Origin of the sequence: Spirillospora sp. CA-294931, from assembly GCF_050946795.1 — a bacterium.
Classification (GTDB): domain Bacteria; phylum Actinomycetota; class Actinomycetes; order Streptosporangiales; family Streptosporangiaceae; genus Spirillospora.
Map to the genome: position 1 here is coordinate 8,694,401 of NZ_CP192006.1, position 15,084 is coordinate 8,709,484.

A 15,084-nucleotide genomic window follows, 5' to 3' on the forward strand; every position below is an offset into this window, starting at 1 on the left:
CCTGTGCGTTCTGTATGAAGTCCTCAGCACGATCCGTCTGAGTAACCGTTAGACGGGTTGCCCCAAGTCGTAGGAGCCTCATACGCAGCCGCGTCCTCCCTGCTCAGCCTCATAGGAAGGGGCGCATGAGACCCGTATGAACTATTTTCGGTCCAGTCTGCAGCTTTCGAAGATGGTCAACGGCTCGCTCCAGTGCTCGCGCGCCTGTCGACGCTCTCCCGTGGCTTCCAGGGCGTCGCCCAGGGTGCAGAGGGCGCGTGCCATCTCGTCCAGGGAGCGCGGGCCTTGGAGAACGGCGACCGCCTGGGTTTGGTAATCGATGGCCTGATCGAACTGCCCCAATGCCAGATGTGCATCCCCGAGCAGGCGCAGCGTCCACCCTTCACGGGTGAGGTCCTGGTGGGCGCGAAACGTCTTCAGTGCCCGTCGGTGACAGTCGATTCCGTTGTCGAATCGTCGGCGGTCCCGGTGGACTTCGCCTAGGCGGTTCTGTGAGATGGCTGCGGCCCAGTCGTTGCCCACCTCCTCTTGAATATCAAGGCTCGCTTGGTAGCAGTCGGCTGCCGCTGAGCGCTGCCCGGCCTCGAAGTAGGCACCGCCGAGGTTGTCAAGAGCCGATGCCTCGTCGGCAGGTTCTCCTGCGTCGCGTGCGATGTTCAGGGCCTGTTGACCGCAATCGATCGCCTCGTCGAACCTTCGAAGGCTCGTGAGCGGAGCCACCATGGCCCTGAGCATCGTGAACTCTCCCACGCGATCGGAGAGTTTCCGGGTAGAGGCCAGTCCCGTCTGGATGGTGATGAGCCAATCGTTGCGGTGACCGAGGCGATCGAGCGTCGCGAACATGGTGGCACTGATCTGCCAGGCCAGGTCGTGCATGCCCATGTCGGCGGCGTGGCCGACCACGGCGAGAAGGTTGGAATACTCGACTCGGAGCCAGTCCCGCGCCTGCTCGTCCGTGGTGAACGCCGGGACATGGGGCGGTACGGGAGCCGCATCGGGACTGTGGCGGTTACGGATGACGAGGCGGCGGTCGGCGGCGTCCGAGGTGTGGAGGTAGAAGGCATGCAGGCGCCGCAGCGCGGCATGCCGGTCCTCGCGTGTATCGTCGGTCTCGGCCCGTTCGAGCGCGTAGGCGCGCAGCAGGTCATGAACGCGGTAGAGGTCCGGGCCGAAGGCCTCGACGAGATGGATGTCGGCCAACGCCTCCAACGCTCGGCGCGCCCACGACGGCGTGGTGTCGGTCAGGGCAGCCGCCGCGTACCCAGTGATGTCGGTGCCCGGATGCAGTCCCAGCCGCCGGAACAGCAACTGCCGTTCCGGCGAAAGGCCGCGGTAGGACCAGGCGAAGACGGCGCGAACGCTCGTGGTCTCATCGTCGGACGCGCTCAACACGTCCAGACGTTCATCCTGGTCGCCCAACTCGGCCAGGATCTCGGCGAGTGGCAGATGCGGTCGTGCGGCGCCGCGCTGGCCCGCGATGCGCAACGCCAACGGCAGCCGGGCGCAGGCATCGACGATCCCCCCGCACCGCCTCCGGTTCGGCGTCGGCTCGCGCGTCGCCGACGATCCCGCGCATCAGCGTGATCGCCTCGTCCAACGGAAGCAAGTCCAGGCTGATGCGCGCCGCGCCCTGCCCGATCACCAGCCCCGCCAGGCTGGAACGGCTGGTGACCAGGGCCAGGCAGTTCTCACTGGTCGGCAGCAAGTGGCCGGCCGAGGAACCTTGGTAGTGAGGCTGTCGTCCAGATGCCGAGCGACCGGGCGCCCGACGATCGCCACGCCGACAAACGCCTCTGAGGTGTCGGCACGAACCCAACAGAGAACCTGTGCGCGGCGGTCGGTGGTGCCGGTGATGGGCGGCGACGAACCGGTGGGCCTTGGCCAACGTGGTCGAAATGACCTGGAACCCGTCCGGCACCAGCGGGCCGGTGCCGGACGCGATGGCATCCTCGCCAGGATCGTCGGCGATTCATCAGTTCCCGGGGAGGCGGTTTGCGGGTGACACCGGTCGGCTCGGTGTGCCTATAGGCTGGCTACGGGATCGAGACGGCCGGTTGCTCCGGCCTGCTTGACCAGTCGCCCCCAACGTTCGCGGCGCCCGAAACGCTCCGCGATCGTTTTCCCCGAAGGAAGATCACCCGCCGCTGTACGGTTAGCCAGCGCCCACTGCCACGCCTGACGTTGCAGCCCCGAGACCGATCGGCCATGTCGCGGATGAGCCCGTTTCGCTTCTCCGGAATCCTCACCCCCTGAGACCTCGTCTGCGTTCCGCATGACGTTCACAGCGCCGCTCGGCTGAGCATCATAGGAGCCGTCCGGCGAATTCCCTTGGGTCGCAAGAGCTTCATATGAAGCAACCTCTTCCTTCGCCAGGCTCGCGAGAAGGGCCATATGAGACCCAAATGAGGCATCCGACTCCTCTGCCGCTTGGCGTGAGGACTCGTATGAAGCAGCTGGGGTCATCCGCTGCGAACCATTCCTGACCTGGCGCATCAAGAGCTCATACGCACCGATCAAAGCGCAACTCGGCCAAGCGGCAATCAGCCTGCCGACCAGGGAGGGCTCGGCAACGGCGACGTTGGCGGCTAGGCTCGCGGCGCTGCCCAGCACCAGCAGCGCCCACGGCAACAGCCCGCTACGACGACCCTGCCGCGAATCGACCAGCAGCGACATCGAGGCCACCACGATCATCCCGTCCACACTGACCGGCAAAAGCGCCGCTGTCCAGGAGGCCTCTCCGTACTGCAGCACCAACTGATACATGTGTTTGTAGGAGATCACCGCAGCGATACCGGCCAGCACGATCACACTGACCATGGAGGCCAACCGGATCACCTGGTCTGAGGCGCGGGGCTTTGCGTTCGCCATGACCGCTCAGCCCTCCAGCCCATCGACCAGGGCGGTGGCGTCCAGCGGGACCTGCCCGAGTGGAAGGACGATGCATGGGGATTTGGTTCGAGTCCCCCCTCGGACACCATAGTTACCCTACGATAACGACCTTGTCCGGGTTGAATCCGACTTTAGCCCGGACTTTCTGCTTTCCGGGATCGTAGGTCAACAAAGGCCCGGGGCTCTGGTAGAGGCGTTCTTTGTCGGCACGGTCAGCGCAGGTGAAGGCGTCACTAAGCCTTCCGGTGTAGCTGAGGATTTCGTCCAGCTCATCTTCGGTGATGGCCTGAATTGTTGATCACGGGCAGGGCGAGGTCGGCTTCGGCGGCGACGCGTCCAGACTCGGTCTCGGTGATCCACCGCGTGATGATCGCGAAGTCGGCTCCAGCCTCCAGGCTCGGCCGCTTAACCGTGATCAAGTCATCTCGGCCTTGACGTGCGCGCCGCGGCGTCGCCGACGCGGGCTCCGAGCGCGCACTTGCTCCGCGACCCGTTTTGCCGCTTCCCCAGGATCCTCATGCTCCCAGATCCTGAGGGCGACCCATCCGGCCTCGGCCAGCTTTCGATCGGTCTCCCGGTCCCGGTCCCGATTTCCGGTGATCTTGGCGGTCCAGAATTCGCTGTTGCGCTTGGCTGGGCGGTGGTGTTCGGGGCATCCATGCCAGAAGCACCCGTCGACAAAGACCGCGACCTTCGCTCCTGAGAACACAAGATCGGCCGTCCTGCGAACGCTGGGAAGGGGGCGCGTGCCCACTCGATACCTGAGCCCCAGGCCGTGGACGGCCGAGCGAAGGCGCAATTCTGGCTTGGTGTCCTTGTTCTTGTTCGCTCGCATGACCGCGCGGACCGCGGGAGATGACGCCCAGGAGTCTTTAGGAGCAGCGGCAGGCGGTAACGCGGGGTGAGCCTCCGACAACCCGCGTTCACGTGCCATTCGCCAAGCCTCCGCGAGGTTGTCCCGCCTCACGCTCCCGCGTACCTCGCCCACGTATCGCTCTTCGGTCTCACCGTCCGCCGACCAACGCAGGTAGGCATACAGCCGCCGAGCTTTCGGGGGTAGACGAAGGCAGATGGAGGCCGTGGCTGTCTGGCCATTGGCGAGCTTGATGACCCTGTTGTCGTGGCCACCGGCCGCCTCGTCTTGTTCTCGGCGTCGGTCCGCTTGGCTCAGCCCCAGCGAGGGTCTCCAAGCGGCGTCGGCCGGTCTCATCTCACTCCATCCACCGGGCATCTGGCGGCCGTTACTCCTTGGAGGACGCCTCGACGGAGTTCACCGCGTCTCGCACGGAGTCCGCCATGACACGACCCAGGAGCACCGGTACGGCATTGCCGAGTTGGCGCATCTGCTCGCCACGCGGGCCAGCGAGTTCCCAGTTGTCGGGGAAGGTCATAACGCGAGCGACCTCTCGGACGGTCATGTAGCGAATCGTTCCGTCATCCCGCTTGAGGACGGTCTCCCCCCCCGGCACGCCGTGCACACCGGCCTTGACTGTCTTCGCTGGACGATCGAGGAGGTTCGGGGTATGTCCTGCATACTCTCGAGCACCGGGCCAGCCGAAGTGATGGATCCAGTCTGGGTGCTCCAGTTTGTCCTCAAGAGGTTCCAGAGGTTCGGGCAACGGGCCCAGCTCGGGCATGTCCGGGTTGCCGCGAATCGCGTCTCGCAGAGTCCTCCATGGTTTGAGCCCCTCGGCCTCGATCAAATCCGGCTGGACCTCCACCTTCTTCGGGGGGACGCCGTGGCGTTCCCAGTACCGACCGCTCTCCTGGTCGCGCAAGAGAGCGGCCTCCGAGTGCGTCGGTTGAGGGAAATCCCAGTCCGCGAGGCCGAGGTCCTTGCGGAACGCGACGACGAAGACTCGCCAGCGCGTCTGCGGGACCCCGTAGTCCGCCGCGTTGACCAGCATGTACTTCACGTCGTAGCGCTCGGTGGGGTCGGCGCATCTCGACCCGAGCGCCTTGATCAGCCGCTTGTCGTGATCGCACCAATCCTCGCCGTCGATCCGCTTCTCGAAGGGCGCGGCCAGCTCTCGCAGGATGTAGTCGTAGTAGGGCTTGAAAGAGGGGCGCAGCAGGCCCTTGACGTTCTCGGCGATGACCGCGCGAGGACGGGTCTCCCTGATGGTTCGGAAGAGCTCGGGCCAGAGATTTCGCTTGTCGTCGTAGCCCTTGTGGGCGCCGCCGAGGCTCCACGGCTGGCACGGTACGCCGCCCGCCACGACGTCGACCCTGTCCTTCCAGCGCCCGAAACGCTCGTCGTGGATGTCACCCTCGATGAGCGGCCACTTGTCCGCCAAGCCCTCCGGATCGGCCAACTCCGGGTCATAGTCCCGGGCGACGTTCAGGCGCAGCGTGGCGCAGGCGCGCTTCTCGATCTCGACGGCCAGGAGATGCCGGAAGCCGGCGTCGTGCATCGCGAGCGCGAGCCCTCCCCCACCGGTGAACAGCTCGATGCTGGTCCCCGCCTCACTGACCTCTGGGCCCTCGCCTGACGCTTCAATGCTCACGGCTTGAAACCGTACCGCGGAGGTCCGGCAGTCCTGACGGGCAACGCCGATCCCCCACCCGTCGAGCGCGTCTCCACGTCCATCGGGACGACTCCTCCTTCCCCCAGGGGAATCCGATCTGAGATCATTTAGAGGACATCGAGGTGGTGTGGCGACCGGGGGGCGATCGGCATGTCAGGGAACGCGACCGCCGAGTTCAAGTTGAGCATCACCCGCGCGCTCGCGAGCCAACTCTCGGAGACTCTGATCCAACTCACCCCGGCCCCGCTCACCACGTCCGCCCTCGAGAGGGTCGAGGCCCGTCCCGGGGTGTACGAACTCTTCCTCGAGGGCGAGCGTGTCTACGTCGGGAAAGCCAGCTCATCCCTCCAGGAACGACTCCAGCGGCACCGCTCGAAGCTCTCCGGGAGACTCCATATCGATCTTCGGCGAGTGGAGTTCGTCTGTGTCTACGTGGACGAGGACCTCGACGCCGCCGCCCCGGAAAAGCTCTTGATCAAAAAGTACAGAGCCCAGGGGGGCGTGCCCTGGAACACGAACGGCTTCGGCAACAAGGACCCCGGCCGCCAGCGCGACACCAGCCTGGTCAGGGCGAGCCATTTCGACGCGACTTATCCGATCGATCTCGGCGTCGAAATCAACCTTGGACTGAGTCACTGGCGCGTCTCCAGTCTCTTGGAAGCCGTGAAGGAACGACTTCCCTTCAACTTCAGATTCGAGAGATCCGCACAAGCCAAGCGTGTACTTCAGACGACCAGCGTCGAGGTTCCGAACGCTTCTTCGCCGCTGGAGAACCTGGTTCCGATCATCGTCGGTCAACTCCCCAACGGATGGCAAGCCACAGCGCTGCCTGGGTATCTGATCCTGTACAGAGAGCGCCGAGAATACGGAAGCGCGCTCGGCTGGTGGCGGTCCAGTCCAGACGGGGCGGTCGAATGGGAGGTGGGTCCGGAACGATACGAAGGCGACACCTCGTCCCCCGTGTCGCAACTGGATCTAGGCTATGACGAGGCCGCCGAGGGCGAGGAAGCTTGAGCCCGCGCTCCTCCTGACGGCGGCGCGGAACAACAAGGCCCGCGCGTGCCATAGCCTCTGGGCGTGACCACCGCGCAAGGTCGTCCCGACCCCTACAACCCCCTGGACGACGAGAACCTAGCCCGCAACGTCGCCGACGCTCTCGAGGCTGAACCAGTCCATCCCTTTCCCCCCGCGCCCGCCCGCTGGACCCACAATCCCATCCCATCTACCGCGGGTTTGTACGCGCTCTACTACGTGGGCTCAGCAGAGCCGTACGAGTCCCTCGGCGATCTCACGCGCCGTGACACCGATGCGGACGACGCCGGGGTCGGCCCCCACGCGATCCCGATCTACGTGGGAAGGGCTTTGGCTACGGCGACCCGCCAGGGCCAGGCATCCAACAAAGGCCCCAAGGGGCTACGGCTACGACTCGGTGAACACAGGGGCTCGATCAAGCAAGCGTCGGCGACTCTCGACCTCGACGACTTTCGATTCCGATACTTGATCGTCAAGGACATCTGGGTACCCCTGGGCGAGTATGGCCTCCTCCGCCGCTACACCCCCCTTTGGAACAACGTGCTTGACGGCTTCGGCATCCATGGGCCAGGAGGCGGTCGCGGAGAGCAGGCACGATCTCTGTGGGACACCTTGCATCCGGGGAGGAGCTTCGCTGCGAGCCTTCCCGATAACAACCTTTCAATAGGTCGGATCAAAGTACTCGTCCGCCAGGCCCTCGACGCGATGGTCCACGATCAGCCCGTGCCGAGTGAGCTCCTCATCGCGGAACCCCCAGAGGAGCCGGAATTGACCGAGTAGCGAGGGGATATTATTCCGTTTTTGTCCTGATCCGCTACACCGCTCAAGAGTCCCTCGAACCGATACTGTCGGAACTCAGAGCTAATCTGTGGCGTAGGAACCCCTTGACGGGCGGGCCGGTGGCCACCCGCAGAACGCTCACCCCCGGGAGATGGAATGACCGAGCTCAAGGTCAGCGTCAAGCCCCATGGCCGGATCCTGTCAGTTCTCGGGGACATCGAATTCTCCCTCTGGCAGTGCTTGGCCGAGCTTATCGACAATGCGTTCGATGACTTTCTGGGGACGAGCACGTCCGAGGTTGATGCCCGACCGACTGTCGCCGTTTCGCTTCCCGGGCGTGACAGCGACCTCAGGACCGCCGAGGTGTGGATCCACGACAACGGTCGCGGGATGGACCTGGAAACACTCAGCAACGCCGTCAAGGCCGGATGGACGAGTAACAGTCGCTACGGCTCACTCGGCCTGTACGGCATGGGCTTCAACGTCGCGACAGCACGGCTGGGCAGGAAGACCACCATCAAGACCACGCGCGCGGGCGACCCGTCTTGGACGGTCCTAACGCTGGACCTGATTCAGCTTGGCCGCGGTGATGACTACGGCGTGCCCGTTCGATACGAGCCGAAGGATCATCCTGGTGAGCACGGGACCCATGTGATCATCAGCGAGCTCAAGCGAGACAAATGGGACGGACTATCGAAGCAAGACGTCAAGATCCGCGAGCAGCTAGGGGACGTTTATAGCTACCTGCTGCGCGAACGCGACTTCTTGATCACGGTCAATGGGAAGAAGGTCAAGCCCCGACTCCCCTGTGTTTGGGACGCGTCCAGGTCCGTGAGCCGTAGCGGCGCAACCATCCCCGCGGTGATCGAGATTGACCGCTCGATGCCCCCCGCGAAGGCGTGCAAGGACTGTGGTCACTGGAACCCCGAATGGGCCGAGGCGTGCGAGGACTGCGAGAGCGTCCGACTCGAGCTGCGCGAACGCCGGATTTGGGGCTGGATCGGCGTCCAGCGCTACCTCCACAAGTCCGATTACGGGATCGACTTCCTCCGCAACGGTCGGAAGATCTTGATTCGCGACAAGCGCCTGTTCTTCTGGGAGGACCCCAGCGAGATCGACGAACCGGATCCGGAGTACCCGATCGACTCTCGCCATGGCCGGGGCCGATTTGTGGGCGAAATCCACTGTGACCACGTCCCCGTCAACTACCAGAAGACTGCCTTCGAGTATGACGGCCCCGAGTGGAGGACCGTCGTCCGCTATATCAGAGGCGACAGTCCCCTCCGAGAGAAGATCGCGGAACGGCTCAAGCTCCCAAGGAACACGAGCCCACTCGCTCTCCTCTACACGGGCTTTCGCCGAGAGGATCCAGGACTCAACTACCTCGTCCCCGGCGACGGCAAGCAGGCGCTCTTCGAACGAGCCATCGACTGGGCCAAGAAGTTTCGGGCCGGAGAAGCCGAATACCAGAGCGATGAGAAGTGGTACGAAGCCGCCTACCAGCACGACCATCCAATTGTGCCGGAGCCTGATGACGAACCCGACGACGTCCTGGACGAGATGGGACTCGGTGACAACGGAACCCAAGCCGACACTGGCTCTCCCTCTCAACCTGTCCCCGGGCCGGCTCCGAGCCCACAGGAGACTCTCGACCAACGGCTCGCGCGTTATCGCGACAACGCGACGCGAGTAATCGATCTCGCTGGCCGCTACGAGGCGCCCGACCTGAAGAGTGTCGAGCTCGCCGTGTGGGCCGTACGTGATCGTTCGCTGCTTGACGCGGCTGGCAACGTGGTACCGATCTTCACGCAGATGGTCAAGGCACCACGGGTGGAAATCTTCGTCGCGGTCAACCACCAGCTCTTCACCGACTTTGGTGTCGAGCTGCGAGACCTCGCGATGATCGAGCTCGCCGAGTTCATGCGAATTCGCGCGACGCCGTCCGGCCGCGACCCCAAGCCCCTCTCGATCGTCCTAACGGACATCATGAGCCGGGCGACCGACCAAAAGATCACCGCTGATGTCCTGGCTGGCAGAGCCAGCCGATTGCTCGACCGAGTCCGCGAGGCCATGCAGCGCGAGGTGAAGGGCTCCCCCACGGGGTACTGGGAGATGCTGCAAGAGTCCGATCGAGCGCTCACTCAGCGCAGATTCGCGATCGAGGGCGGCGACGCCCCGTGGGACGCGGTCCTCGAATCTGGAGACTTCACGCTCTTCCTGCCGGCAAGTGCCGTGGTTCGGCTGCTGGAGAGGCGTCCTGAGGCGTTCCTCGATGGCAACGTCTTCAAACGCTCCTATCTGAGCCTCACCGACGGCAGCTCGCGCGCATTGGTCGTGTCCCGCCTGGTCGGCTTTGTCAGCGATCTCGCTCTCATGGAAGAGCATCAGCCAAGGCTCGGCCTGATCGAGCTCCATCGTGTCAAGCTGAGCTGTCTCCTGGTCGAGTCAGATCTCACCGACACCGAGTAGGTGAATAAACTGACCAGTGGCTTCGTGGAACCAGCCTTCCTCCTCGGTATAGGTCCAAATCAGTTTCCGAGGCAGGTTGAACGCCTCTTGTGGCACCTCGGCTTCACCGACGTCGCCAACATCGATGGTTCCGGGGATGAGGGCGGCGATGTCTTGGGGAGTTTCAGGGGCCACAACTGGGTGCTTCAGTGCAAGTGGAAGAAGCAAGGGGCGGTGGGCGCGACGGCCCTCGACGAGGTTGCCCGCGCGAGAGATCACTACCGCACTACACGAGCCGCGGTAGTCACCAACACGCGACTCAGCGCGGAAGCCGTTCGCCGAGCCGAACAGCTGGCTCTGCTCGCGCCTGAGATCAAGCTCTGGCGCGGGCTCACTCTCAACCGCGCGTTCGCGAAAATCCCTGATCGATTCACACGGATCCAACTGCGTCCCTATCAACGCGAGGCTCAATCGTTGATCAACAGGTCGCTCGACGACACCGAGCGAGCACTGCTAGTGCTCGCCACCGGACTCGGCAAGACGGTCGTCAGCGGGGAGGTCATCGGCGACCATCTGCGGCGTTTCCCCAATGACCAGGTCCTGGTCGTGGCGCACACCAAGGATCTCGTCGACCAACTCGAACGGGCCCTGTGGCGGCACCTGGACAAACACACCAAGACTCGCCTTCTCACAGGGGAGGAGCGCCCCGATGACCTCGACGGCGTTACCTGTGCCACGCTCGCGAGTGCTTTGTACGCCGTACGCCGTGGCTACCGGCCACGCCTGGTGGTTGTAGACGAGGCCCACCATGTGGGAGAGAACGGGCAGTACGGCGAGCTCCTCGACCTCCTCTCCAACTCCCGCCAACTGGGCGTCACCGCCACTCCATGGCGAGGCGACGAGTACGACATCAGCCACCGCTTCGGCCCACCGTCCTTCACCCTCGGCATCGAGGAAGGGATGAAGCGGGGCTATCTCGCCCAGGTCGACTACCGCCTGTTCGTCGACAACATCGACTGGGACATCGTCCGGAACGCCAGCGATCACTCGTACAGCCTGGGCGAACTGAACTCCAAGCTCTTCCTCCCCCAGCGGGACGAGGCCATCAGAGACGAACTGGCGTCGGTGTGGGGACGTGTCACGCAGCCCCGCGCCATCGTCTTCTGCCGAACGGTCGAGCACGCCGAACGGCTAGCGGATCTCCTACGCCACAATCCACGCTGGTCCGATGCCCTCGCCGTCCACGCCGGACTGGCCAAGCGCGAACGCCAATCACGGCTCCTCGCTTTCAGGTCCGGCCAGGTCCCGATCCTCACATCCGTGGACATCCTCAACGAGGGCGTGGATGTTCCCGATGTCAACATCCTGTGCTTCGCACGCGTCACGCACAGCCGGCGCATCTTCGTGCAACAACTCGGACGCGGGCTCCGCCTCAGGGACGGCAAGGATCGCGTCGTGGTCCTGGACTTCGTCAGTGACCTTCGACGCATCGCGGCGGCCCTGAACATCAAGCGGGAGCTAGAAGCCAACGAAGTCGAGACACTCTCCAAGCTCGCCAGTTCCAGCATCGAGTTCTCCGACCAGCGAGTCGGCTCGTTCATGAACGAATGGATCAAGGACGCCGCGAGCTTGGAGACCGAATACGATGAAGCTCGCCTGCAATTCCCCGATCCCTCCGCTATCCCCGGTTGGTGACACTTGTCTGAGCTGCCCGAAGCTATTCGCGCCGAAGTGATCGAGGAGCTGTACCGCCAAGCCGACGAGCTCGACTGGGAGCTTCTCTCCACCACGGAGAAGAAGCTCCAGTACCGCAAGTGGATCGAGGACCCGCGCGTGGGAGGCGTGCTCCGCCGTTTCCTCGACGACCACCGCATCGGCACGTGGATCAAGGACACACCCATGAAGGAGTACGCGCGCGCTCAAGACGGCTTTGGAAGCATGGCCCAGTACGCCCGAAGCCGGTTCCGAGGTCCCGAACATCTGATCTCACGAGCTCTGGGAGACGCCTGGACGGTCGTGCCCAACAGCGTCGACGAGAAGCCCATGCACTGCCTGGCGACCGATGGGGAGGCCGAGCGGTATGTCTGTTGGGGCCGTCCGAAGACCTTCCGAGACCTAGCCTGGGCCGCGCTCAACCAAGCAGTGGCCATGCCCTCCAGGCCGCTGGTCATCGTTACTCTCCAGGACGGCCTCGTGGTTTCCGACGCGGAAAGGAGACGTCAAACGTCGATCGCCGAACACTGCCGCATCGAGATCAAGTATATCCACCGTCAACTCCAGCGCGGTTGACCGGCTCGGACATCCCCCGCGGCGACATGGGTCGCGTCAAGCCGAGCACAATTACTCGCGTCAGCCGCCAAGCGCGGACGAGGTCCAGCCAAGCGGCGATCACCCGGCCGATCGCAGTCGGCTCAGCGACGGCCACGTGGGCGGCAAGGCTGGCCAGACTGCCGACGATCGGCGAGGTCCGAGGAAGCAACTCCGCGCCACGGCCAGAGCGGCTCGCCAGGAGGATGGACATTGGGCTGGCGACGAGCATGCCATCAATTCTGAGAGTATGAGTACGGCCGTCCACGATGTCCCACCATGGCGGAGCGCCAGTTCACGCATGTGGCGGGACGAGACCGCGGCGGCGATGCCGGCGAGGGGAACGACGCTGGCGGGGATGGTTCCGCGGATGCGCTGATTGGCGGCGGAAGACGCTGGTTCGGCGGCGGTGCCATCGCCGGTCACCGCCCCGCCAGGACGAGTTCGGTAGACGTGGCGATCATGGCCTTCGCAATGATCTCCGTCCTCGGACACCAGCTGAGACAAACGTCAGGTCAGTGGCCTGGCGTTCTCGCTTTCTGCTCCTGCGAGGCCGGTCTGGCCGCACGTCGGCTACCGGCTACGAAGCGGTCCTTCTTCGCTGGCTTGTCCGCGCTGTGTGCTGGGGGCGGACGTCTACGCGTGTAAGGCGCACCCTCGGCTGGGGTGGGTCGGGCGGTGGCCGGGGGGTGGCTTAAAGGATGAGGTGGGGGGTGGGTTCCGTACTTTTGGCTGGTTTGTGGGGGGCTTTGGTTTTCTAGCGTGGGCGGCATGAGTACTGGGGGGCGACGGGCGAGGTCGGGAGGTCTGGTCGTCAATGTGGGGCTTGGTGTCGTTTTTGCGCTTGGGACCGCGTTCACCGTCTACATGCTGATGGACAGTTGGGGCGGGGACTCCTGGGTGCTTGATTGTGCGGTGTCGGTGGTGCTGTCTGGGCTTGCGCTGGGGCGGGCTTGGAACACGGTGCGGGGTGTGGGGCTGGGGGTGGCGGCGGGGGCGGGTGTTTTGTCGTTGGGTGCGGATCTGCCGCAGGTGCCTGGGCCGGTCGCCTCATTGGCCTTGGCGGTGTTGGTCGGGTCGGCTCTGCGGAACCTTCCGGCGGCGCAGGCGGGGGTGGTTGCGGGGGGAGGTGCCGGGGTGGTTGGGGTGGCGTGGGTTTCCGGGTGGACGGGGGTGACGAACATGACGACGATGGCCGTGGTGGGGGCGTTCTGTGTGGGGCTGGCGCTCCGACGAGTTGATCGGCCTTGAGGTTCTCAACGCTCGGTCGGCGGTTCTTTGGTTTGGGCGTCGTGATCGTCGGGGATCGGCGGGCCTTTGGCGTGGGGCTTGGCGGGGTCTTTCTTGCGGCGGTTTTGGTGCAGGCTGTCGCACTTGCGCGGAGTTGGGCGTCCGCGTACTGGGTTCCCGGGGCTGTCGCGGCTTTTGTGGTGTGCGGGCTCGCGGTGGTGCGGCATCGGTGGCCGGTCTGGGCTGCGGTCGGGGGGCTGGTTGTTGGGGCTGTGGCGGTTCTGGGGGCTTGGGTGGCTCGGCCCGATCTTCCGGCCGAGCCCGGTCCGGCCATGGCGCTGGGGCTCGCGGTACTCGTCGGGTCTGTTATCAGGACCAGGTCGGTGGTTGCGGCGGCGGTCGTTGCGGGGGCGGGGCTGGTTTTGGCTGCGGGGAGCCAGCTCATCGTTCGGCCGCATGCGGCCGGGCTCACTCCTGTGGCGACTATTTATCTGGTGGTTTTATCGGGTGCGGTCGCCACTGGGGTGGCGTTGCGGCTTTTGGACGGGCGGGCGCAGGCCGCTGCCGAGTGGACGCGCCAGGTTGAGCGTATGGAGCTCGCTCGGGAGCTTCATGACATCGTGGCTCATCACATCACGGGCATTCTGCTTCAGGCTCAGGCGGGGCAGATCGTGGCGCGGCGGGATCCTGCTAGGGCGGGCGAGAGTCTGGCGGAGATTGAGACCGTTGGGGCTGAAGCGCTGGCGGCGATGCGGCGGATGGTTGGGTTGCTGCGGGACGAGGGCGACTCCGATCCGTTGCGGACCGAGCGGCTTGACGAGTTGGTCGAGCGGTTCGGGCGGCAGGGGCCGGCGGTGACGCTGAGCATGCCCTCTGGGACGCGGTGGCCTCCCGAGGTGGAGAGCACTGTTTACCGGATCGTCCAGGAGTCTCTGACGAATGTGCTGCGGCACTCGCCTGGTGCCCGCGCGGTCAGTGTCGCTGTTGGGCAGGACGGTCATTGCGTCGTTGTGGAGGTGGTTGATGATGCTCCGCAGAACATGGTGCGGCCCAATGTGCGCGGCGGCTATGGGCTGGTTGGTATGCGCGAACGGGTTGAGGCGCTTGGCGGGACGCTGAGCGCTGGTCCGCTCCCCCAGGGGGCTGGTCTGTGCGGGCCAGCCTGCCTGTTCGGGAGGGGCGATGACCATCAGCGTCCTGCTGGCGGATGACCAGGCGATGATTCGCCGGGGGCTGCGGATGATTTTGGAAGATCAGTCGGACATCTCCGTCGTTGCCGAGGCTGCCGATGGGGTCGAGGCGATCTCGCTGGCGCGGCGTGTGCGTCCGGACGTGTGCCTGGTCGATATCAGGATGCCCAAGCTCGACGGTATCGAGGTCACTCGGGCACTGGCCGGGCCTGGGGTGCCTGATCCGATTCGGGTTGTCGTGGTCACCACGTTCGACCTTGATGAGTATGTGTACGGGGCGCTTCGGGGGGGTGCGGTTGGCTTTGTTTTGAAGGACGCGGGGCCGGCCTTGCTCACGGAGGCGGTCCGCGCCGCGCATAACGGGGAGGCGCTCGTCTCGCCGTCGATCACGCTGCGGCTGCTGCGCCAGCTTTCGGCCGCTGGGGAGAAGTCCGACGGGCGGCCGTTGTCCGGCCGTGAACTGGAAGTGGTGCGGGCCATCGCGCGGGGGCGTACCAACCAGGAGATCGCCGCCGAGCTGTTCATCTCCTTGAGCACGGTCAAGAGCCATCTGTCGGTCATCCAGACCAAGCTCGGGCGGCGCAACCGGGTGGAGATCGCCGCTTGGGCCTGGGAGAACAGGATCGTGGAGAGCTTCTGAGCCTTCCGGGAATGGCCGAAAGTATGGGCGGATCCTGTGG

The 15,084-nt window shown here is 64.8% G+C and carries 13 protein-coding genes; 8 read left to right on the forward strand and 5 right to left on the reverse strand.

Annotated elements, in window-relative coordinates; genetic code table 11:
- Positions 1-141 precede the first annotated feature (141 nt).
- A complete protein-coding gene (locus ACQPY4_RS39650; RefSeq protein WP_433330169.1) occupies positions 142-1,491 on the reverse strand; it encodes a tetratricopeptide repeat protein in 1,350 nt (449 codons plus the stop codon).
- 89 nt (positions 1,492-1,580) lie between these two features.
- Between ACQPY4_RS39650 and ACQPY4_RS39655 the strand changes: the two genes are divergently transcribed.
- Complete coding sequence (locus ACQPY4_RS39655; protein WP_433330171.1) at positions 1,581-1,730, forward strand: hypothetical protein; 150 nt, start codon at positions 1,581-1,583, stop codon at positions 1,728-1,730.
- A gap of 292 nt (positions 1,731-2,022) precedes the next feature.
- Here the strand turns inward: ACQPY4_RS39655 and ACQPY4_RS39660 are convergent, their stop codons facing one another.
- The 4 genes from ACQPY4_RS39660 to ACQPY4_RS39675 all read right to left on the reverse strand — a co-directional run bounded on the left by ACQPY4_RS39660 (position 2,023) and on the right by ACQPY4_RS39675 (position 5,396).
- Positions 2,023-2,868 (reverse strand): DUF2637 domain-containing protein, encoded by an 846-nt coding sequence (locus ACQPY4_RS39660; protein WP_433330173.1) that lies wholly within the window; start codon positions 2,866-2,868, stop codon positions 2,023-2,025.
- A 290-nt stretch (positions 2,869-3,158) separates the two neighbouring features.
- Positions 3,159-3,308: a hypothetical protein gene (locus tag ACQPY4_RS39665; RefSeq protein WP_433330175.1), complete on the reverse strand. Its 150-nt coding sequence runs from the start codon at positions 3,306-3,308 to the stop codon at positions 3,159-3,161.
- On the reverse strand, positions 3,305-4,120 hold the full coding sequence (locus ACQPY4_RS39670) for a very short patch repair endonuclease (protein ID WP_433330177.1): 816 nt from the start codon (positions 4,118-4,120) through the stop codon (positions 3,305-3,307). The genes ACQPY4_RS39665 and ACQPY4_RS39670 overlap by 4 nt, the downstream gene beginning before the upstream one ends.
- A 10-nt stretch (positions 4,121-4,130) precedes the next feature.
- Positions 4,131-5,396, reverse strand: a complete 1,266-nt coding sequence (locus tag ACQPY4_RS39675; RefSeq protein WP_433330179.1) for a DNA cytosine methyltransferase — start codon at positions 5,394-5,396, stop codon at positions 4,131-4,133.
- A gap of 171 nt (positions 5,397-5,567) precedes the next feature.
- Between ACQPY4_RS39675 and ACQPY4_RS39680 the strand changes: the two genes are divergently transcribed.
- The 7 genes from ACQPY4_RS39680 (at position 5,568) to ACQPY4_RS39710 (ending at position 15,044) form a co-directional block, all read left to right on the forward strand.
- On the forward strand, positions 5,568-6,431 hold the full coding sequence (locus ACQPY4_RS39680) for a GIY-YIG nuclease family protein (RefSeq protein ID WP_433330181.1): 864 nt from the start codon (positions 5,568-5,570) through the stop codon (positions 6,429-6,431).
- Positions 6,432-6,494: 63 nt separating this feature from the next.
- Positions 6,495-7,229, forward strand: a complete 735-nt coding sequence (locus ACQPY4_RS39685; protein WP_433330183.1) for an Eco29kI family restriction endonuclease — start codon at positions 6,495-6,497, stop codon at positions 7,227-7,229.
- A 156-nt stretch (positions 7,230-7,385) separates the two neighbouring features.
- Entirely contained in the window at positions 7,386-9,698 is a 2,313-nt protein-coding gene (locus tag ACQPY4_RS39690; RefSeq protein ID WP_433330185.1) for an ATP-binding protein, read from the forward strand.
- Positions 9,699-11,372 (forward strand): DEAD/DEAH box helicase family protein, encoded by a 1,674-nt coding sequence (locus tag ACQPY4_RS39695; protein ID WP_433330187.1) that lies wholly within the window; start codon positions 9,699-9,701, stop codon positions 11,370-11,372.
- Positions 11,373-11,408: 36 nt separating this feature from the next.
- On the forward strand, positions 11,409-11,966 hold the full coding sequence (locus tag ACQPY4_RS39700; RefSeq protein ID WP_433330189.1) for a hypothetical protein: 558 nt from the start codon (positions 11,409-11,411) through the stop codon (positions 11,964-11,966).
- A gap of 1,580 nt (positions 11,967-13,546) precedes the next feature.
- Complete coding sequence (locus ACQPY4_RS39705; RefSeq protein ID WP_433330191.1) at positions 13,547-14,425, forward strand: sensor histidine kinase; 879 nt, start codon at positions 13,547-13,549, stop codon at positions 14,423-14,425.
- Positions 14,397-15,044 carry a response regulator gene (locus ACQPY4_RS39710; RefSeq protein ID WP_433330193.1) on the forward strand — a complete coding sequence of 216 codons (648 nt, stop codon included), beginning with the start codon at positions 14,397-14,399 and terminating at the stop codon, positions 15,042-15,044. Before ACQPY4_RS39705 ends, ACQPY4_RS39710 begins: the two co-directional genes overlap by 29 nt.
- Positions 15,045-15,084 lie beyond the last annotated feature (40 nt).